The 20252-nt window shown below is 60.5% G+C and carries 19 protein-coding genes and 4 tRNA genes; 17 read left to right on the top strand and 6 right to left on the bottom strand.

What is annotated here, in order from left to right; all coding sequences use genetic code 11:
- The first annotated feature begins 185 nt into the window (after positions 1 to 185).
- Positions 186 to 2645, top strand: coding sequence for a penicillin-binding protein 1A (locus OIU37_RS10495; protein WP_264257485.1), 2460 nt, complete (start codon positions 186 to 188; stop codon positions 2643 to 2645).
- Between the two features lie 102 nt (positions 2646 to 2747).
- Positions 2748 to 3879, top strand: a protein-coding gene (prfB, locus tag OIU37_RS10490; RefSeq protein ID WP_171600847.1) for a peptide chain release factor 2 whose coding sequence is annotated in 2 segments (ribosomal slippage) — positions 2748 to 2816 and positions 2818 to 3879 — 1131 coding nt in all. Because the reading frame shifts where the segments join, the coding sequence is not laid out codon by codon here.
- A 57-nt stretch (positions 3880 to 3936) separates the two neighbouring features.
- On the opposite strand, the gene OIU37_RS10485 is transcribed toward prfB, so the two are convergent.
- From OIU37_RS10485 to OIU37_RS10475, 3 genes are read right to left on the bottom strand one after another with little or no spacing between them, the layout of a single operon-like run.
- Positions 3937 to 4953, bottom strand: coding sequence for a dienelactone hydrolase (locus OIU37_RS10485; RefSeq protein WP_264257484.1), 1017 nt, complete (start codon positions 4951 to 4953; stop codon positions 3937 to 3939).
- Between the two features lie 34 nt (positions 4954 to 4987).
- The gene (locus OIU37_RS10480) at positions 4988 to 5500 is read right to left on the bottom strand and encodes a hypothetical protein (RefSeq protein ID WP_264257483.1); all 513 of its coding nucleotides are present in this window, start codon (positions 5498 to 5500) and stop codon (positions 4988 to 4990) included.
- A gap of 4 nt (positions 5501 to 5504) precedes the next feature.
- Positions 5505 to 6278 (bottom strand): NAD kinase, encoded by a 774-nt coding sequence (locus OIU37_RS10475; protein ID WP_025394132.1) that lies wholly within the window; start codon positions 6276 to 6278, stop codon positions 5505 to 5507.
- 158 nt (positions 6279 to 6436) lie between these two features.
- On the opposite strand from OIU37_RS10475, the gene OIU37_RS10470 reads away from it, so the two are divergent.
- Together OIU37_RS10470 and OIU37_RS10465 are read left to right on the top strand one after the other, a co-directional pair.
- Positions 6437 to 6512 (top strand) — tRNA-Thr (locus OIU37_RS10470).
- 277 nt (positions 6513 to 6789) lie between these two features.
- On the top strand, positions 6790 to 7104 hold the full coding sequence (locus OIU37_RS10465) for a hypothetical protein (protein WP_206679607.1): 315 nt from the start codon (positions 6790 to 6792) through the stop codon (positions 7102 to 7104).
- 32 nt (positions 7105 to 7136) lie between these two features.
- On the opposite strand, the gene OIU37_RS10460 is transcribed toward OIU37_RS10465, so the two are convergent.
- The 3 genes from OIU37_RS10460 to rlmB form a co-directional block, all read right to left on the bottom strand.
- On the bottom strand, positions 7137 to 7274 hold the full coding sequence (locus OIU37_RS10460) for a hypothetical protein (RefSeq protein ID WP_003547501.1): 138 nt from the start codon (positions 7272 to 7274) through the stop codon (positions 7137 to 7139).
- 65 nt (positions 7275 to 7339) lie between these two features.
- Entirely contained in the window at positions 7340 to 7498 is a 159-nt protein-coding gene (locus OIU37_RS10455) for a hypothetical protein (RefSeq protein WP_164986477.1), read from the bottom strand.
- Positions 7499 to 7825: 327 nt separating this feature from the next.
- A complete protein-coding gene (gene rlmB, locus OIU37_RS10450; RefSeq protein WP_180693174.1) occupies positions 7826 to 8716 on the bottom strand; it encodes a 23S rRNA (guanosine(2251)-2'-O)-methyltransferase RlmB in 891 nt (296 codons plus the stop codon).
- Between the two features lie 201 nt (positions 8717 to 8917).
- On the opposite strand from rlmB, the gene OIU37_RS10445 reads away from it, so the two are divergent.
- From OIU37_RS10445 to rpoB, 13 genes are all read left to right on the top strand, one after another.
- A tRNA-Tyr gene (locus tag OIU37_RS10445) sits at positions 8918 to 9002 on the top strand.
- A gap of 24 nt (positions 9003 to 9026) precedes the next feature.
- A tRNA-Gly gene (locus OIU37_RS10440) sits at positions 9027 to 9100 on the top strand.
- 335 nt (positions 9101 to 9435) lie between these two features.
- Positions 9436 to 10611 (top strand): elongation factor Tu, encoded by a 1176-nt coding sequence (tuf, locus tag OIU37_RS10435; RefSeq protein WP_018241634.1) that lies wholly within the window; start codon positions 9436 to 9438, stop codon positions 10609 to 10611.
- A gap of 201 nt (positions 10612 to 10812) precedes the next feature.
- The gene (locus OIU37_RS10430; protein WP_003547509.1) at positions 10813 to 10947 is read left to right on the top strand and encodes a hypothetical protein; all 135 of its coding nucleotides are present in this window, start codon (positions 10813 to 10815) and stop codon (positions 10945 to 10947) included.
- A 171-nt stretch (positions 10948 to 11118) separates the two neighbouring features.
- Complete coding sequence (locus OIU37_RS10425; RefSeq protein WP_180697468.1) at positions 11119 to 12012, top strand: NAD(P)-dependent oxidoreductase; 894 nt, start codon at positions 11119 to 11121, stop codon at positions 12010 to 12012.
- Between the two features lie 166 nt (positions 12013 to 12178).
- Positions 12179 to 12254: transfer RNA gene (locus tag OIU37_RS10420), tRNA-Trp, on the top strand.
- A 195-nt stretch (positions 12255 to 12449) separates the two neighbouring features.
- Entirely contained in the window at positions 12450 to 12650 is a 201-nt protein-coding gene (secE, locus tag OIU37_RS10415; RefSeq protein ID WP_003547514.1) for a preprotein translocase subunit SecE, read from the top strand.
- A 17-nt stretch (positions 12651 to 12667) separates the two neighbouring features.
- Positions 12668 to 13198, top strand: coding sequence for a transcription termination/antitermination protein NusG (gene nusG / locus OIU37_RS10410; protein ID WP_003547516.1), 531 nt, complete (start codon positions 12668 to 12670; stop codon positions 13196 to 13198).
- Between the two features lie 176 nt (positions 13199 to 13374).
- Positions 13375 to 13806 carry a 50S ribosomal protein L11 gene (gene rplK / locus OIU37_RS10405; protein WP_003547518.1) on the top strand — a complete coding sequence of 144 codons (432 nt, stop codon included), beginning with the start codon at positions 13375 to 13377 and terminating at the stop codon, positions 13804 to 13806.
- 4 nt (positions 13807 to 13810) lie between these two features.
- Positions 13811 to 14512, top strand: a complete 702-nt coding sequence (rplA, locus tag OIU37_RS10400; protein WP_003547520.1) for a 50S ribosomal protein L1 — start codon at positions 13811 to 13813, stop codon at positions 14510 to 14512.
- A 329-nt stretch (positions 14513 to 14841) separates the two neighbouring features.
- The gene (gene rplJ / locus OIU37_RS10395) at positions 14842 to 15360 is read left to right on the top strand and encodes a 50S ribosomal protein L10 (protein ID WP_003547522.1); all 519 of its coding nucleotides are present in this window, start codon (positions 14842 to 14844) and stop codon (positions 15358 to 15360) included.
- Positions 15361 to 15418: 58 nt separating this feature from the next.
- The gene (gene rplL / locus OIU37_RS10390) at positions 15419 to 15796 is read left to right on the top strand and encodes a 50S ribosomal protein L7/L12 (RefSeq protein WP_003547523.1); all 378 of its coding nucleotides are present in this window, start codon (positions 15419 to 15421) and stop codon (positions 15794 to 15796) included.
- Positions 15797 to 16059: 263 nt separating this feature from the next.
- Positions 16060 to 20199, top strand: coding sequence for a DNA-directed RNA polymerase subunit beta (rpoB, locus tag OIU37_RS10385; protein ID WP_168313482.1), 4140 nt, complete (start codon positions 16060 to 16062; stop codon positions 20197 to 20199).
- Positions 20200 to 20252: the final 53 nt, after the last annotated feature.

Genomic DNA, 20252 nt, shown 5'->3' with positions numbered 1-20252 from the left:
GGCAGAGCCCTATTTTGCTCACAATCGCGCCGTTACTCCGGCTTATGTTTCGTAAGCCTTGAGCGCGGAATCGGCTTGTGGCGGTAGCGCTCATGGAGTAAGCCGCGCAACGTGCAAATTGCCTTGATCCATGCAATCGTTGCGTCTGCGCCGATTGAAGATCGAAGAGACCGGTAGCTGAAAATATGGTTAGACTTTTTGGATATTTCTTCGGAATGGCCTGCGTCCTGTTTCTGGTCGCGGCGGCGGGTGTTGCCATCTATCTCGCCAACGTCGCGAAGGATCTCCCGGACTATGCCGTTCTGAACAGCTATGCGCCGCCGGTGACCACCCGTGTCCACGCCGGCAACGGCGCGCTGATGGCCGAATACGCCAAGGAAAAGCGTCTCTTCCTGCCGATCCAGGCCGTGCCCGACCGCGTCAAGGCCGCGTTCCTGTCGGCCGAAGACAAGAATTTCTACAATCATCCGGGTGTTGATCTCACCGGTCTCGGCCGCGCAATCCTCGTCAACTTGCAGAATTTCGGTTCCGGCCGACGCCCGGTCGGCGCCTCGACGATCACCCAGCAGGTGGCCAAGAACTTCCTTTTGAGCTCGGACCAGACGATCGACCGCAAGATCAAGGAAGCGATCCTCTCCTTCCGCATCGAGCAGGCCTACAGCAAGGACAAGATCCTCGAGCTCTATCTGAACGAGATCTTCTTCGGCATGAATTCCTACGGCATCGCCGGCGCCGCACTCACCTATTTCAACAAATCCGTCACCGAACTGACCGTTGCCGAAGCGGCCTATCTCGCCTCGCTGCCGAAGGGGCCTGCCAATTACCATCCTTTCCGCCATCCGGAAGCTGCGCTCGAGCGCCGCAACTGGGTGATCGACCGCATGGTCGAGAACGGCTATGTCAGCCAGCCCGACGGCGAGGAAGCCAAAAAGCAGCCGCTCGGCGTCACCGCCCGCTCGACCGGCCCCTCGCTCTTCGCTTCGGACTATTTCGCCGAAGCGGTGCGCCGCCAGCTGATCGACCAATATGGCGAGAAGGTCCTCTACGAGGGCGGCCTTTCGGTGCGCACGTCGCTCGATCCGCAGATGCAGTTGGCCGCCCGCAAGGCGCTGCAGGACGGCCTTGTCACCTATGACGAGCGCCGCGGTTTCCACGGCCCGATCAAGCAGATCGATGCAAGCGGTGACTGGGGCAAGGCGCTTGCCGATATTCCCACCCTGTCCGACGTGCCGGAATGGCGGCTCGCCGTCGTGCTCGCCGTGTCCGACAGCAATGTCGACATCGGCCTGCAGCCGGCCAAGGATGGAAGCGGCAAGGTTGCGGCCGATCGCCAGCGCGGCACGATCGACGCCAAGAATATGCAGTGGGCCTTCCGTTCGGCCGACGGCGTCCGCAAGACCGCGAAATCGCCGGTCGGCGTCGTGGCTCCCGGGGACGTCGTTTATGTCGCAAAGCTCGGCGACGACGCGTCGACCTCCTACCGCCTGCAGCAGCCGCCGAAGGTGCAGGGCGGCCTGGTCGCGATGGACCCGAAGACCGGCCGCGTGCTCGCCATGGTCGGCGGCTTCTCCTATGCCCAGTCCGAGTTCAACCGCGCCACCCAGGCGATGCGCCAGCCGGGCTCCTCGTTCAAGCCTTTCGTGTACGCGGCGGCGATGGACAATGGTTATACGCCGGCTTCGGTCATCATGGACGCGCCGATCGAAATCGTCTCGGGGGGCCAGGTCTGGAGGCCGGAAAACTACGGCGGCGAATCCGGCGGGCCCTCGACGCTGCGTTCGGGCATCGAGCATTCGCGCAACCTGATGACGGTGCGCCTCGCCAACGATCTCGGCATGAACATCGTCGCCGAATATGCCGAACGCTTCGGCATCTACGATCACATGCTGCCGGTTCTTTCCATGTCGCTCGGCGCCGGCGACACGACAGTGCTGCGCATGGTCTCGGCCTATTCGGTCATCGCCAATGGCGGCAAGCAGATCAAGCCGACATTGATCGACCGCATCCAGGACCGCTACGGCAAGACGATCTTCAAGCATGAGGAGCGTCTCTGCGAGGGCTGCAATGCCGGCGACTGGCAGAACCAGGAAGAGCCGAATGTCGTCGATAATCGCGAAACCGTTCTCGATCCGATGACCGCCTACCAGATCACCTCGATGATGCAGGGCGTCATCCAGCGCGGCACCGCTGCCGGCAAGATCGATCTCGGCGGTCGCGACGTCGCCGGAAAGACCGGCACCACCAACGACGAGAAGGATGCCTGGTTCGTCGGCTTCACGCCGGATTTGGTCGCAGGCCTCTATATGGGCTTCGATACGCCGGGCCCGCTCGGCCGCGGCGGCACCGGCGGCGGTCTCTCCGCCCCGATCTTCAACGAATTCATGCAGGCTGCCGTCAAGGATACGCCGGAATCAAAATTCGTCATCCCGCCCGGCATGAACCTGATCCCGATCGACCGCAAGACCGGCATGGCGGCCGGGGACGGCGATCCGAACACCATTGTCGAGGCTTTCAAGCCCGGCACCGGCCCGGCCGACAGCTTCTCTGTGATCGGCATGGACAGCACCATGGCGCCGGAAGAGATCCTGAAGACCTCGCCGCAGGCAAACCAGGCTGTCCAGACCGGCACGCCGGGCCTGTTCTGACCTTCGCCGATTTTTTCGACGCCCGCCGCGGCCCTTTACATCCGCGGCGGGCGTCTCTATGTCACCAGCACCTGAAGAAGACCGAGACAGAGAAGCAGGAAAATGCGAGCGGAAATCGAAAACGTGGTCGATGAAACCAAGCAGGCTATCACCCTGCTGAGGAGGCATCTTTGACTGGGACCAGGCGATAAGACGGCTGGACTGGTTGAACAATAAGGCAGAGGATCCAAACCTCTGGAACGACGCTTCCGAAGCGCAGAAGCTGATGCGCGAACGCCAGCAACTCGATGACGGCATCAACGGCGTCAAGCAGCTCGAGCAGCAGCTGAACGACAATATCGAGCTGATCGAGCTTGGCGAGGAAGAGGGCGATCAGAGCGTCGTCAAGGAAGCCGAAGACACGCTGAAGGCCTTGAAGGCCGAGGCCGCGCGCCGCCAGGTGGAAGCCATGCTCTCCGGCGAAGCCGACGGCAACGACACCTATCTCGAAGTCCATTCCGGCGCCGGCGGCACCGAAAGCCAGGACTGGGCGAACATGCTTTTGCGCATGTACACCCGCTGGGCCGAGCGCCAGCGCTTCAAGGTCGAGCTTCTCGAAGTCCATGACGGCGAAGAGGCGGGCATCAAGTCCGCGACCCTGCTCGTCAAGGGCCACAATGCCTATGGCTGGCTGAAGACGGAATCGGGCGTGCACCGCCTGGTGCGCATCTCGCCCTACGACAGCAATGCGCGTCGCCATACCTCCTTCTCGTCGATCTGGGTCTATCCCGTCGTCGACGACTCGATCCAGATCGAGATCAACGAAAGCGACTGTCGCATCGATACCTATCGTTCGTCGGGCGCCGGCGGCCAGCACGTCAACACCACCGACTCGGCCGTGCGCATCACGCATATCCCGACCGGTATCGTCGTGCAGTGCCAACAGGAGCGTTCGCAGCACAAGAACCGTGCCAAGGCCTGGGACATGCTGCGCGCCCGCATGTACGAAGCGGAATTGAAGAAGCGCGAGGACGCCGCCAACGCCGAAGCCGCCTCCAAGACCGATATCGGCTGGGGCCACCAGATCCGCTCCTACGTGCTGCAGCCCTACCAGTTGGTCAAGGACCTGCGCACCGGTGTCGCCAGCAGCGCCCCGGACGACGTTCTCGACGGCGACCTGAACGAGTTCATGGAAGCGGCACTCGCTCACCGCATCAGCGGCGCCGCCGACGCGGTCGTCGAGGATGTCGACTGATCGGATTGATGATGGATTGAGTTGGCAAAGCCCCGGAGACGGGGCTTTTCCTTTTCTTCAAGCTATTGCACTGATGTCGCTGTCTTGAAACAGCGCTGCCGACAGATCGGCAATCTCGTCATGAACGGCTGCGCGCTCGATGCCCGGGGGATCGGTAAAGAGTTCTGCCGCAAAGGCAAGGCCGAGCGCCGTGCCCTCTGGCACGAAGACATAATGTCCAAGGCCGCCGCCGAAGATCTTAAGAGCGCTGCGCCGGAGCCGCGCATGCAGCCATGATGAACATTCTTCTGCGGGTGCCGCGCTGTCGGCATCACCGACCAGGATAAGGGTAGGCGCATCGACAGCTTTCAGGCTTTCCTCGCTGAAGCTGAGAACGGACCGGCCCGGCGCGCACAGGAGCGCGGCCTTGATTCTGTCATCTCGGTAGGACTTCGACATGCGGGCCCACGAATCGCGAAACACATCGCTGGTGCTGAGCAATGCTGGGATATGATCGGCAAGGTCGGGAAATTCCCTTGGTCCGCGCGCGCCACCTGGTTTCATCCTCGAGGATTCGAACTGCGAGAACTGGGCGACAGCCCCAAGAAGCAGGATCACGCTATAAGCTCCGGCCGAAAACCCCGCTGCGAAGACGCTGTTCGTATCGATATGGCCCGAGAGATCGCTGAGCCACTCGTCGCAATGGTCGAGCATGTAGCTGAGATCAGGCGCCCGCTCCCAAAGGCAGGCAAAGCCTTCAGCGCGATAGGGCTCGATGCCGGTATTGCCGTGGTGGCTGACGCCGAGCGCGGCAAATCCGCGATCGACCAGGCGTCGCGCCAGCCACTCCAGTCCGGCCGCGGATCCGCCGGTGCCATGCGACAACAGCACGAGGGGATAGGGCCTGGCCTCCGGCCGGATGGGTGCATTGCGGGCGACGGCCGCCTTCTGGAACCAGCTTCTTTCCGGGACGTCGCTTTGCGCGTCATCGGCGGCGGGGTACCAGAGGGACCAGCTGATGGGTCTGGGGCCGGCGGCGTCCCAGTTCGACCTCTTCTCGTCGTAGAGGACGCCGTCGCGAAAGCCGAGTTTCATCTCTTGGATGCTCCTCTGAACACTTCTCAGCCGTTCAATTCGTCGCCTTCTCGACGGTGATGTCGCCGAATTCGTCGATCAGCACGGTCCAGCCATCCGATTCCGCCGCAGGGTCGGTCTTCAGATAGACCGTGGCGAAGAGCCCCGGCTGCTTGATGATCCCGTTCGAATTCTCGGGGCGTATATCGGTCACGTAAGGCTTCAGATCGCTGAACTCCTGCAGCTCGATGGTCGAGGCGATCGCCGGGCCGGTCTCGGTCTGGGCAATTTGCTGCAGATAGACCTTCGAGGTTCTGTCCGGCTGGCGCACGGCAAAGAGCTTGTAGTAGCCGTGGCGCTGCGTCCCTTCTTCTTCGGAATTGGCAACGCTCTCGGCGCCCTTCGGCGCCCGCTCGACTGCCGGTGCGTTGCCGTCGTCCTCCCAATAGCCGGTGCTGGTCGCGAAAATCACCGATGCCGGCAGGAGGGCATCCTGGGCCGGCGCGGCCTCCGCTGTGATGCTCCCCGCAAGCAGGAGGCTGGTCATCAATATCCGTCGCATTGCCATCGTCTCAATCCTTGAACTGCTCGGCGAGAATACGGTCGGACCAGGAGCGGTCGGGATCAGAAAGAATGCGCGCCGTCACATGCTCCGACTGGGCGATGCGGATATGCAGCACCGACTTGACCTCGGTATTGTCGGCCACCGCGTTCACCGGCCGCTTCTCCGGCTCGAGAATGTCGATATCGACGGTCACCTTGTTCGGCAGCAGAGCGCCTCTCCAGCGCCGCGGCCGGAAAGCGCTGACCGGCGTCATGGCAAGCAGTGGCGCCTCGAGCGGCAGGATCGGGCCGTGGGCGGAAAGATTATAAGCCGTCGATCCGGCGGGTGTTGCGACCATCAGCCCGTCGCAGATCAGTTCCTCCAGACGCACGCGCCCGTCCACCATGACCCTCAGATTCGCGGCTTGATAGGACTGGCGAAAAAGATAGACCTCGTTGATGGCGAGCGCCGTCGAGTTGGTGCCGTCGGCGTTGGCCGTCGTCATCTGCAATGGCCGGAAGACGTTTTCGACGGCGACGCAGATGCGCTCCTGAAGCCGATCGGTGCGATAATCGTTCATCAGGAAGCCGACCGAGCCGCGATTCATGCCGTAAACCAGCTTGCCGGAGTTCATGGTGTTGTGCAGCGTCTGCAGCATGAAACCGTCGCCGCCGAGCGCGACGATGACGTCGGCTTCGTCAGCCGGTACGTCACCATAGATGCCAATCAACTCCTCACGCGCGGCAAGCGCCTCCGTCGTTGGTGAGGCGAGAAAGGAAAGCGTCTGAAATGAACGGCCCATGCAATGCCCTTTATGATGCTGCCCTAGCTAAAGGATAAAGGCCTTGCGCGACAAGGACGTTTTCTATCGCGAAGCGTTTTGAGCTGCAGCCGACCTGTCCGCGCAGACACGGATTTTCCCTTTACAGAATCACAGAATCTGCTAGTTGGGCAACTAACGCCCTTGTAGCTCAGTTGGTAGAGCACCTGATTTGTAATCAGGGGGTCCCGGGTTCGAACCCTGGCGGGGGCACCAGCCTACGCTCTGTGAGCTTCGGCTCGGCGAGCCGAAGAGACAGCTAAGCGGAGGCTGTCGCGCCGTCGTCCCGTCAGGAACGAAGGCGGACTGGTTCGAGATGCTCCGGCTCCATCTTTCCGCGCGATACCGTCTGCCGACTCATAGTCTAGGTTCGATGCTGCTTCGCTCAATCTCGCAGGCTCACATCGCTCGATGAACCGCGCGTGAAGGGCTGCTTCACGCCAATTCAGCCGCGCCCGCTTATCTTCGCCTCATCATCAATGAGGAAACAGCCATGAAGCTCGCACATCTTCTTCTCGCCGCAACCATTTCCTTCGGTGCGGCTTTCGCGTCCGTCGCACCGGCGGCCGCCATGCCGGCCGAGCGGCCGGCGGTGACGGCGCAGGGCGATATCGTTCAAATTCGCGATGGCTGGCGACGTGATCGCGACCGTGACGACCGTGGCTGGCGCGATGGGCGCGATTGGCGCCGGTCCGACTGGCGCGATGATCGCCGTCATTGGCGGCGGTGGCGTGCCGAGCGTTGGCAGGAGCGCCGCGAGTGGCGTGATCGCGATCGCGGCATGCCGTTCTGGCTCTACCGCAGCTGACGATAACGGCCCGGATCATCCGGGCCGTTACCTTAATGAGTGACGGGTTCGTTGACGCTCGCCTCGATCCTGTCGCCATTGCCGGTCTGTCCGGCGCCGGAGGGCGACATCATTGCGATGCTAAGCACGGAGGCGACCATGAAGGCGACGACGGCGATCATTATGCGCATGAGCGTTCAATCCTCGTTCGATCCGCGGGATTAACGCATGATCTCCGTCGGCGTTCCTGCAAGTATTATTGCACCTGGCCCGGCGTCGCGGGGCCGGGCGCCGTCGGCGACAGGGGATCGGGCTGGTGGACGGGGTGCGACGTGTCCACCCAAATGATGCTGAGGATAATCACGACGAAGACCGCGATGAAAAGGATACCGAAAATCAGCGGTCGAATGGCCATGATAGGGATCGTTCCTTCTTATTTCTGAGCCGGTCGCTACGACCGATCATTGCCCGATCATAGTGCTCCGGGGCGTCATTCCAAGGCAAAAGTGGATTTTTGTGGCATCGGTCGGGCGTTGCACGAACGTTGTGCGTGTCGGTTTCCGTTTGTCGCGCCGGATCGAACTCCTGCTTAATTCCTTAAATCCGAATCGATTGCGCGTCTGAAAAGACGCGCGGCGCCGCATGTCACGGATGATCGTCTATCCTGTCGAAGTGGTCTATGCAGGCGATACGGCGCGCAGGCTGATGGACGAATCGACCGGCTGCCCTTGCTTGGGCCGGCCTATGCCTTCAGGTGAAGCCGCGCCGCGTAGAGTGCGATCGCCGCCGCATTCGAGACGTTGAGCGATTTTATCGCGCCCGGCATGTCGAGACGGGCAAGTGCGTTGACGGTTTCCCGCGTCTTCTGCCGAAGTCCCTTGCCCTCGGAGCCGAGCACGAGCGCCACCTTCTCGCCCGAGAAGGTGCCTTCGAGTGGCGCCGGCCCTTCCGAATCGAGACCGATGGTGGAAAAGCCGAGCTTGTGCAACTCACCGAGCGCATCGGCGAGATTGGTGACCTGTATATAAGGTATCAGTTCCAGCGCGCCGGAGGCGGACTTGGCGAGCACGCCCGATTCGGTCGGGCTGTGTCGCTGCGTGGTGATCACGGCGCCGGCATTGAAGGCGACGGCCGAGCGCATGATCGCGCCGACATTGTGCGGGTCGGTCACTTGATCGAGGACGAGCAGGAGAGGGCTTTCCTTCAGCGCTTCGAGCCGGCGTACCGGAAGCGGCCGTGTTTCCAGCATGACGCCCTGATGGATCGCCTCGGGGCCGAGCACCTTGTCGATCTCCTGCGGCGAGACGATCTCGAAGGGAATGCCGAGCGCCTCGACGTCGACCTCGAGGCGCGCCAGCGCGTTCTGAGTCACGAACAGCTTGATCTTCTTGCGCTCGGGATTGTCGAGCGCTGCGCGCACCGTATGCAGGCCATAGAGATGCACCTGGTCGGGCGCAAGCGCTGGCGGCTTCCAGTCCTCAGCCCCGCGCTTTCGCTTCTGCGGCGGAGGTGTCGGAATCTCGCCGCGCTCGCGCTTGGCGTCACGGTGGGCGCGCCGCAGAGTGGCGTAATGCGTATCCTTGGCGGATGGGTCTGCGGCGGTCTTGCCGCCGGATTTGTTGTCTTTGCTCATGCAGCTTTATAGCCATGGCGCTCGCTGCCGCATAGGCTTTCTTTCATATGCCGGCTTTCGGCGGCGAATGAAATTTTTCGTGTTTTTTCCGTTGTCATCGTGTTGACAGACTGAAATGCTCCGGTCATATACGCGGCGCAGACGACGGGCGGCAACGCTTCGAAGTCTGACGAACTTGGTCTAGCGATCCGGACGAAAACTGGAGAGATGCCCGAGTGGTTAAAGGGGACGGACTGTAAATCCGTTGGCTCAGCCTACGTTGGTTCAAATCCAACTCTCTCCACCATTCGTCATCGGATCGGACCACCCCGCGGGTATAGCTCAATGGTAGAGCAGCAGCCTTCCAAGCTGAATACGCGGGTTCGATTCCCGCTACCCGCTCCAGTTTCCCTTAAGCCACTTCATACGACCGCCGTCGCGGTTGTCCCGAGATGTCTCTGGCGCTGCCGAAGAAGCTATCGGCGGCCAAGGGAAGGGCGCTCGACGCCGAACGTCTATGGCGCGTCTCCGGCGGTCAATGCGATTTTCTCTAAGATTTCAGCGATTTTCGAGGGGGCTTTGGCGAATCGCCTTGCAGGCGGCGAATTGTCTCCCATATGCGCTGTCAGGCCAAGAACGGCGTCTGCAATTAAGTCTTGCGCAATGTCGCCGAAAGCCTTAAACGGCGGCACTAAACCGGTTCGCCGGGGCCACCATTTTCGTTCACAGGAAGCATTCAAATGGGAAAGAGTAAGTTTGAGCGCAACAAGCCGCACGTCAACATTGGCACGATTGGCCACGTTGACCACGGCAAGACGTCTCTGACGGCAGCGATCACGAAGTACTTCGGTGAGTACAAGGCGTACGACCAGATCGACGCGGCTCCGGAAGAAAAGGCGCGTGGCATCACGATTTCGACGGCTCACGTTGAATATGAGACGCCGGCCCGCCACTACGCCCACGTCGACTGCCCCGGCCACGCCGACTACGTCAAGAACATGATCACCGGTGCTGCCCAGATGGACGGCGCGATCCTGGTGTGCTCGGCTGCTGACGGCCCGATGCCGCAGACGCGCGAACACATTCTGCTGGCTCGCCAGGTGGGCGTTCCGGCGATCGTGGTGTTCCTGAACAAGGTCGACCAGGTTGACGACGCCGAGCTTCTCGAACTGGTCGAGCTCGAAGTTCGCGAACTGCTGTCGTCCTACGACTTCCCGGGCGACGATATCCCGGTCGTCAAGGGTTCGGCACTTGCTGCGCTTGAAGATTCGGACAAGAAGATCGGCGAAGACGCGATCCGCGAACTGATGGCCGCTGTCGATGCCTACATCCCGACGCCTGAGCGTCCGATCGACCAGCCGTTCCTGATGCCGATCGAAGACGTGTTCTCGATCTCTGGCCGCGGCACGGTTGTGACCGGCCGCGTCGAGCGTGGCATTGTCAAGGTTGGCGAAGAAGTCGAGATCGTCGGCATCCGTCCGACCTCGAAGACGACGGTGACCGGCGTTGAAATGTTCCGCAAGCTGCTCGATCAGGGCCAGGCTGGCGACAACATCGGTGCGCTGATCCGCGGTGTGAACCGTGACGGCGTCGAGCGTGGCCAGATCCTGGCCAAGCCCGGCTCTGTCAAGCCGCACAAGAAGTTCATGGCAGAAGCCTACATCCTGACGAAGGAAGAGGGTGGCCGTCATACGCCGTTCTTCACCAACTACCGTCCGCAGTTCTACTTCCGCACGACCGACGTGACGGGCATTGTGACGCTGCCGGAAGGCACGGAGATGGTTATGCCGGGCGACAACGTCACGGTTGCCGTCGAGCTGATCGTTCCGATCGCGATGGAAGAAAAGCTGCGCTTCGCCATCCGCGAAGGCGGCCGCACCGTCGGCGCCGGTATCGTCGCGTCGATCGTCGAGTAACTTTTAAGTTATCCTCAATTATGAAGACCCCGCTGGAAACGGCGGGGTTTTTCATTTTGATGGCTTCCGGTAGGTTTAACAGGTGTTGTAAAAATATCGTTAAATTGGGCCGTCACAGTATTTTGTTCATCTCACGTTCAGAAACCGGTTTGTGATTGGGCCATTTTAGTCCAGACTCCTTCTTGCAAGAGGAGAGCCCGGATGATTCCAAAGGCCACATTCGCTGCGACGATATTCGCGATGTATGTTTTCACGATGTTTTTCATCGCTGCAATTCCGCAAGAAGTTGTTCAGTCTGCCGTAGTGCAGATTGGCGAGGTAAGTGTCGTCAAGTGACGACCTTTGCCGAGCATCGCAGGGTTTTGCGATGATCGGAAATGATTGGCCAGGTGCTCCCGGATAGGATGCTCCTGGCGACGCGGGGGTGAACCCTTGCATGACGCTCGCTTGCTCTTCGCGCGGAAGCGTCTATCTATGCCTCCGATTTCATGACGCGGAGGATATTCCATGAAGAGACGTATTCTATTCACCGGCGGTTCGGGCAAGGCAGGTCGCCATGCTGTGCCGTGGCTCGTCAATGCGGGCTACGAGGTTCACAACCTCGATCTCGTGCCGCTGGATAGCCCCGGCGTCACCAATCTCATCGCCGACATCACCGATAGCGGCCAGGTCTTCAACGCGCTTTCGATGCATCGCGATTTTCCCGATCTCGATGCGGGCAGGGGCGTGCAGGCCTTCGACGCCGTCGTGCATTTCGCCGCCATCCCGCGCATTCTGATCAAGCCCGACAACGAAACCTTCCGCATCAACACGATGGGCACCTATAATGTCATCGAGGCCGCGGTGAAGCTCGGCATCCGGAAGATCATCGTCGCATCGAGCGAGACGACCTACGGCGTCTGCTTCGCCGAAGGACATCGCGATTTCCACCAGTTCCCGCTGGAGGAGGACTACGACGTCAATCCGATGGATTCCTACGGCCTTTCCAAGGTGGTCAACGAAAAGACGGCGCGCGCCTTTGCCGAACGTTCGGGCTTCGACATCTATGCGCTGCGCATCGGCAATGTCATCGAGCCTGACGAGTACGAGAAGTTTCCGACCTATTTCGCCAATCCCGAGATGCGCAAGCGTATCGCCTGGAGCTATATCGACGCCCGCGACCTCGGGCAGATCTGCCATCTCTGCATCGAGAAGGACGGTCTCGGCTATCAGGTCTTCAACGCCGCCAACGACACCGTCTCGGCGAATACGCCATCGAAGGAGCTTGCGAAGCGATTCTTCCCGAACGTGCCCTTCACCCGCGAGATCGGCGAATATGAGGGACTGCTCTCCAACCGCAAGATCCGCGAGGTGCTGGGTTTTAAGGAAGAACACGATTGGCGGAAATATGTGAAGGTCTGAACGGACCGTGGTCCGCGATTGAAAGGCCGATCGCTCGCATATCGGAGAATGGCTTTGAAAATCGAAAATCGTGCTTGCCAATCCCGTGTCGTCGTCTTAAAGGGAGCGCCATGCTTTTCAGCAGCGATTTGCGGGCCTTGGCCTAGGCGCTGAATGATCGGTATGAAGGGGTATAGCTCAGTTGGTAGAGCGGCGGTCTCCAAAACCGCAGGTCGTAGGTTCGAGCCCTACTGCCCCTGCCATTTTCCTTGATGCGGGACAGCGCGGACATGCTCGTGGCATTTCCGGCCGGGGATTGATTGGTGGTAAGTAATTTCGTTAAACTTCGGTTTCCCTCTTGTGTATTCGGAAATCGGTGTTTATTTAGGGTTCAACAGACACGCGGTGCGTGGGGCTGATAGTTTCAGCTTTACGCGCCGTAATTGCGTGGGCAGTCGATGGCATCCAAATCCAATCCGTTTGCGTTTCTGCAGCAGGTTCGCTCCGAGACGTCTAAAGTTACATGGCCGTCGCGCCGCGAGACCATGATCTCGACGGTCATGGTGCTGGTGATGGTGGTTTTCGCCGCGCTGTTTTTCTTTGCCGCTGACCAGCTGATCGGCTGGGCTCTGAGCTTCGTGCTGAATACCGGCAACTGATACGGGTGGAGATGAAAATGGCGGCACGTTGGTACATCGTCCACGCATATTCAAATTTTGAAAAGAAGGTAGCTGAAGACATCGAGAACAAGGCTCGCCAGAAGGGGCTTGAGCACCTGTTCGAGAAGATCCTCGTGCCGACTGAAAAGGTGGTGGAAGTGCGTCGCGGCCGCAAGGTCGATTCCGAGCGCAAGTTTTTCCCGGGCTATGTCATGGTTCGTGCCAATCTGACGGACGAAGCCTACCACCTGATCAAGAATACGCCGAAGGTTACAGGTTTCCTCGGCTCCGACAATAAGCCCGTTCCGATTCCGGATTATGAAGCCGAGCGCATTCTCGGTCAGGTTCAGGAGGGTGTCGAGCGGCCGAAGGCCTCTATTACCTTCGAGATTGGTGAACAGGTCCGCGTTTCCGATGGCCCGTTCGCGTCGTTCAACGGCACGGTTCAGGACGTGGACGAAGAACGTTCGCGCCTGAAGGTGGAAGTGTCGATCTTCGGCCGCGCAACGCCGGTCGAGCTGGAATACGCTCAGGTCGAGAAGGTCTGATTGCAGAAACTGGAAGCTGGCCCTTGCGGCCTGTTTCCTGCGGACCTTGTCCGCACCCGCGTGGAAGGTGAGGGGTCTTAGCCGGACCCTAAGGATCCGCACCACGCAACCGCAGCCGCTGGAGAGATCCGGCATCACGGGCCGGGCGACCGGCCGTTCATGAAAGGCAGAGAGATATGGCTAAGAAAGTTGCAGGCCAGCTCAAGCTTCAGGTCAAGGCAGGATCGGCAAACCCGTCCCCGCCGATTGGTCCGGCGCTTGGTCAGCGTGGCATTAATATCATGGAATTCTGCAAGGCGTTCAATGCCGCCACGCAGGAAATGGAAAAGGGCATGCCGATCCCGGTCGTCATCACCTATTACCAGGACAAGTCCTTCACCTTCGCGATGAAGCAGCCGCCGGTCAGCTACTGGCTGAAGAAGGAAGCGAAGATCACGTCCGGTTCCAAGACGCCCGGCAAGGGCGCCAAGGCCGGCTCCCTCACCAAGGCTCAGATTAAGTCGATCGCAGAAGCCAAGATGAAGGATCTGAACGCAGCGGATATCGAAGGTGCGATGGCGATGATCGAGGGCTCTGCCCGCGCCATGGGCCTGGAAGTGGTGGGTTAAGATCATGGCTGGTAAGCGCACGCAGAAGATCAACGAAGGTGTTGATCCCACCAAGCTCTACGCTCTGACCCTGGCCATCGGCATGGTCAAGGAACGGGCTGTCGCCAAGTTCGACGAAACCATCGAAGTCTCGATGAACCTCGGCGTCGACCCGCGCCATGCGGACCAGATGGTTCGCGGCGTCGTCAACCTGCCGAACGGCACGGGCCGCACGGTTCGCGTCGCCGTCTTCGCTCGTGGCGCCAAGGCTGACGAAGCCAAGGCAGCCGGTGCCGATATCGTCGGCGCCGAAGACCTCGTCGAAATCGTCCAGGGCGGCAAGATCGAATTCGATCGCTGCATTGCCACCCCCGACATGATGCCGCTCGTCGGTCGTCTCGGTAAGGTTCTCGGTCCGCGCGGCATGATGCCGAACCCGAAGGTCGGCACCGTCACCATGGATGTCGCTGGAGCCGTCAAGGCTTCCAAGGGCGGCGCTGTCGAGTTCCGCGTCGAGAAGGCTGGCATCGTCCATGCCGGTATCGGCAAGGCCTCGTTCGACGCCAAGGCTCTGGAAGAAAACATTCGCGCCTTTGCTGACGCCGTCATCAAGGCGAAGCCGGCTGGCGCCAAGGGCAACTACGTCAAGCGCGTGGCGATTTCCTCGACCATGGGCCCGGGCGTCAAGATCGAGCCCGGCTCGGTCACCGGTGCTCCGGCTGCGTAAGTTTATGGCCGGGCTTTAAGTCCGGCGACTGAATTTCCGGCCTCGCAAGGGGCCGGAATATTCCGGAGAAATCCGGAATCCTGTCCGAGATTGCAGGTGGTTTTCCCTTAATCACTTAGCCTGCATGAGACGGGTAAGACCCGAATTGCAAGAAGTTCGCTTCTGGGAACTCGGTTCGAGCCTTGGATGCCTTGTGCCTCTTTAGCCTTGATTGGCGCGAGAGCGCGGGGGGACAGGATCCTCAAGCGTCGCTTGGGATCTCGCATGATCCCAGGAGGCAAAAGGCAACCGGCGGGCCCATTTTCGGTCCCGCCAACTGGAGATAGGCAGTGGAAAGAGCGGAAAAACGCGAATTCGTCACGGAACTGAACGAAGTCTTCAAGGCTTCGGGCTCAGTTGTCGTGGCCCACTATGCTGGTGCCACAGTCGCGCAGATGAACGATTTTCGTTCGAAGATGCGCGCAGCTGGCGGCACCGTCAAAGTCGCGAAGAACCGCCTGGCCAAGATTGCCCTTCAGGGTACGGAAGCGGAAGGGATGTCCAATCTCTTCAAGGGTCAGACGCTGATTGCATACAGCACCGATCCGATCACCGCTCCGAAGGTCGTCATGGATTTCGCCAAGACCAATGACAAGATCATTGTTCTGGGCGGCGCCATGGGAACAACCACGCTCAACGCCGATGCAGTCAAGTCGCTTGCGACCCTGCCTTCGCTCGATGAGCTGCGTGCGAAGCTGCTGGGCATGATCCAGACACCGGCTACCCGCATCGCTGGGGTTGTTGCAGCACCGGCAAGCCAGCTTGCCCGCGTGTTTGCGGCCTACGCCAAGAAGGACGAAGCCGCGTAAGGCGGTTTTTCGCTGTTTATAATCAACCGGTTCGAACCGAACAAAAGGAACTAGTAAAATGGCTGATCTCGCAAAGATCGTTGACGACCTCTCCTCGCTGACCGTTCTGGAAGCTGCAGAACTGTCGAAGCTTCTCGAAGAAAAGTGGGGCGTTTCCGCTGCTGCTCCGGTAGCTGTTGCTGCCGCTGCCGGCGGTGCTGCTGCTGCTGTCGTTGAAGAAGAAAAGACTGAATTCGACGTCATCCTCGTCGAAGCTGGTGCCAACAAGATCAACGTCATCAAGGAAGTCCGCGCCATCACTGGTCTCGGCCTCAAGGAAGCCAAGGATCTCGTTGAAGCCGCTCCGAAGGCTGTCAAGGAAGGCGTCAACAAGGCTGAAGCCGCTGACATCAAGAAGAAGCTTGAAGACGCTGGCGCCAAGGCCGACGTCAAGTAATCTTGAACTGCTTTTGGGAGGCAGTATCTCTACTGCCTCCCATTTGCCGTTTTTCTGAACGAATTACCCAAAAGCCGCGTCGAAACGGCTTTTGGGTAATGGGTTCTTCAAAAGGATGGTCTCGCACCGAGGGCAGCACAGCAATCCGAGCTGAGCGTTTTCTGGGGTCGGACGAGATTGAACTACTCATTGATTGACGGGATCGACTGGCCATCGGTTCCCGTCCGTTGCAGGCCCGGGTGCAAGATTTTGAAGGAGCGACGATGGCTCAGACCCTTTCGTTCAACGGTCGCAGGCGCGTACGCAAGTTTTTTGGTAAGATCCCCGAAGTCGCAGAAATGCCGAACCTCATCGAGGTTCAGAAGGCGTCCTACGACCAGTTTCTAATGGTTGAAGAGCCGAAGGGCGGCCGACCCGACGAAGGTCTTCAGGCCGTCTTCAAGTCGGTTTTCCCGATCACCGATTTCTCCGGCGCATCCATGCTGGAATTCGTGTCCTACGAGTTCGAACCGCCGAAGTTCGACGTTGACGAATGCCGTCAGCGCGACCTGACCTATGCTGCACCCCTGAAGGTGACGCTGCGCCTCATCGTGTTCGATATCGACGAGGATACCGGCGCGAAGTCGATCAAGGACATCAAGGAGCAGTCCGTATACATGGGCGACATGCCGCTCATGACCAATAACGGCACGTTCATCGTCAACGGCACCGAGCGCGTCATCGTTTCCCAGATGCACCGTTCGCCGGGCGTCTTCTTCGACCACGACAAGGGCAAGAGCCACTCTTCCGGCAAGCTGCTCTTTGCTGCGCGCGTCATCCCCTACCGCGGTTCCTGGCTCGATATCGAATTCGACGCCAAGGACATCGTCTACGCTCGTATCGACCGCCGCCGCAAGATCCCTGTCACGTCGCTGCTGATGGCGCTCGGCATGGACGGCGAAGAAATCCTCGACACCTTCTACACAAAGTCGCTCTACAAGCGCGACGGCGAAGGCTGGCGCATTCCCTTCAAGCCGGAAACGCTGAAGGGTGCCAAGGCGATCACCGAGATGGTCGACGCCGATACCGGCGAAGTCGTCGTGGAAGCCGGCAAGAAGCTGACGCCGCGCCTGCTGCGCCAGCTTTCCGACAAGGGTCTGAAGGCCCTCAAGGCCGCCGACGACGATCTTTACGGCAACTACCTCGCCGGCGACATCGTTAACTACTCGACGGGTGAAATCTACCTCGAGGCCGGCGACGAAATCGACGAGAAGACGCTTGGCATCATCCTGGCGAACGGCTTCGACGAGATCCCGGTTCTCGGCATCGATCACATCAATGTCGGCGCCTATATCCGCAACACGCTGACAGCCGACAAGAACGAGAACCGTCAGGACGCTCTGTTCGACATCTACCGCGTCATGCGTCCGGGTGAGCCGCCGACCATGGAATCGGCCGAAGCCATGTTCAACTCGCTGTTCTTCGATGCGGAGCGTTACGACCTTTCCGCCGTCGGCCGCGTCAAGATGAACATGCGCCTCGACCTGACCGTCGAAGACACCGTCCGCATCCTGCGCAAGGACGACATTCTGGCCGTGGTCAGGATGCTGGTCGAACTGCGCGACGGCAAGGGCGAGATCGACGACATCGACAACCTCGGCAACCGTCGCGTCCGTTCGGTCGGCGAGCTGATGGAAAACCAGTACCGTCTCGGCCTGCTGCGCATGGAGCGCGCGATCAAGGAACGCATGTCCTCGATCGAGATCGACACGGTCATGCCGCAGGATCTGATCAACGCCAAGCCGGCAGCTGCTGCCGTGCGCGAATTCTTCGGTTCCTCGCAGCTCTCGCAGTTCATGGACCAGGTCAACCCGCTCTCGGAAATCACCCACAAGCGCCGTCTTTCGGCTCTTGGCCCGGGCGGTCTGACCCGTGAGCGTGCCGGCTTCGAAGTCCGCGACGTGCATCCGACCCACTATGGCCGCATCTGCCCGATCGAAACGCCGGAAGGCCCGAACATCGGTCTCATCAACTCGCTTGCGACCTTTGCCCGCGTCAACAAGTACGGCTTCATCGAAAGCCCGTACCGCCGCATCGTCGACGGCAAGGTGACGAGCGACGTGCTCTACCTATCCGCCATGGAAGAGGCGAAGTACTACGTCGCCCAGGCCAATGCCGAGATGAACGCTGACGGTTCCTTCGTCGACGAATTCGTCGTTTGCCGTCATGCCGGCGAAGTCATGCTCGCCCCGCGCGACAGTATGAACCTGATGGACGTCTCGCCGAAGCAGGTCGTTTCGGTCGCAGCCGCGCTCATCCCGTTCCTGGAAAACGACGACGCCAACCGCGCGCTCATGGGCTCGAACATGCAGCGTCAGGCAGTGCCGCTGCTGCGTGCCGAAGCGCCGTTCGTCGGGACCGGCATGGAGCCGGTCGTTGCCCGTGACTCCGGCGCCGCCATCGGCGCGCGCCGCGGCGGCGTGGTCGACCAGGTCGACGCGACGCGTATCGTTATCCGCGCCACGGAAGACCTCGAAGCCGGCAAGTCCGGCGTCGATATCTACCGCCTGCAGAAGTTCCAGCGTTCGAACCAGAACACCTGCGTCAACCAGCGTCCGCTGGTCACCGTCGGTGACGAGGTCAATCGCGGCGACATCCTCGCCGACGGACCGTCGACCGATCTCGGCGACCTGGCCCTCGGCCGCAACGCGCTCGTCGCGTTCATGCCCTGGAACGGCTACAACTACGAAGACTCGATCCTGCTCTCCGAGCGTATCGTTGCCGACGACGTGTTCACCTCCATCCACATCGAAGAATTCGAAGTGATGGCGCGCGACACCAAGCTTGGTCCTGAGGAAATCACACGCGATATTCCGAACGTTTCGGAAGAAGCGCTGAAGAACCTCGACGAAGCCGGCATCGTCTATATCGGCGCCGAAGTTCAGCCGGGCGATATCCTCGTCGGCAAGATCACGCCGAAGGGCGAAAGCCCGATGACGCCGGAAGAAAAGCTTCTGCGCGCCATCTTCGGCGAAAAGGCCTCCGACGTGCGCGACACCTCCATGCGCATGCCGCCCGGCACCTACGGCACCATCGTCGAAGTCCGCGTCTTCAACCGCCACGGCGTTGAAAAGGACGAGCGCGCGATGGCGATCGAGCGCGAAGAGATCGAGCGTCTGGCAAAGGACCGCGACGACGAACAGGCGATCCTCGACCGCAACGTCTACGGCCGTCTGATCGAGATGCTGCGCGGCCAGGCCTCCATTGCCGGCCCGAAGGGCTTCAAGAAGGGAGCTGAGCTTTCGAACGCTGTCGTCTCCGAATATCCCCGCTCGCAGTGGTGGATGTTCGCGGTCGAAGACGAAAAGGTCCAGAGCGAGCTCGAAGCGCTCCGCGGTCAGTACGACGAATCCAAGTCGCGCCTGGAACAGCGCTTCATGGACAAGGTCGAAAAGGTCCAGCGCGGCGATGAAATGCCTCCTGGCGTCATGAAGATGGTCAAGGTCTTCGTCGCCGTAAAGCGCAAGATCCAGCCGGGCGACAAGATGGCCGGCCGTCACGGGAACAAGGGCGTCGTTTCGCGCATTGTGCCGGTGGAGGACATGCCGTTCCTCGAAGACGGCACGCATGTCGACGTCGTTCTGAACCCGCTCGGCGTGCCTTCGCGCATGAACGTCGGCCAGATTCTGGAAACCCATCTGGGTTGGGCTTGCGCCGGCATGGGACGCCAGATCGGCGAACTGATCGACGCATACAAGGCCAATGGCAACATTGAGCCGCTGCGCAAGACCATCGGCGATGTCGTCGGTGCCGGCCCCAAGGCCGAGCAGGTGCATGAGTTCGACGACGACTCGGTTCTGCGTCTCGCCGACCAGTGGAAGCGTGGCGTTTCGATTGCGACGCCTGTTTTCGACGGTGCGAACGAAGCCGACGTCAACGACATGCTGCGTCTGGCAGGTCTCAAGGATACCGGTCAGTCGACGCTCTATGACGGCCGTACCGGCGAGCAGTTCGACCGCCAGGTGACCGTGGGCTACATCTACATGCTGAAGCTCAACCACCTGGTCGACGACAAGATCCATGCCCGTTCGATCGGTCCTTACTCGCTCGTGACCCAGCAGCCGCTGGGGGGCAAGGCGCAGTTCGGCGGCCAGCGCTTCGGCGAAATGGAAGTCTGGGCGCTCGAAGCATACGGCGCGGCCTACACGCTGCAGGAAATGCTGACGGTGAAGTCGGACGACGTCGCCGGCCGCACCAAGGTCTACGAAGCCATCGTCCGCGGAGACGACACGTTCGAAGCCGGTATTCCGGAAAGCTTCAACGTTCTCGTCAAGGAAATGCGCTCGCTGGGCCTCAGCGTCGAGCTCGAGAACACCAAGCTTGACGAGGCGCAGGCAGCGCAGCTGCCCGACGCGGCCGAGTAAGCACTTGATAGGGCGTGCGCTGCCAATGCGGCGCACGCCGGTCCCGCCGGGCG

This window comes from Rhizobium sp. BT-226 (genome assembly GCF_025847085.2).
In the GTDB taxonomy this organism is placed as follows: domain Bacteria; phylum Pseudomonadota; class Alphaproteobacteria; order Rhizobiales; family Rhizobiaceae; genus Rhizobium; species Rhizobium sophorae.
Note: the sequence above shows the minus strand (reverse complement) of the source record. Positions and strands in the feature narration are given on the sequence as shown.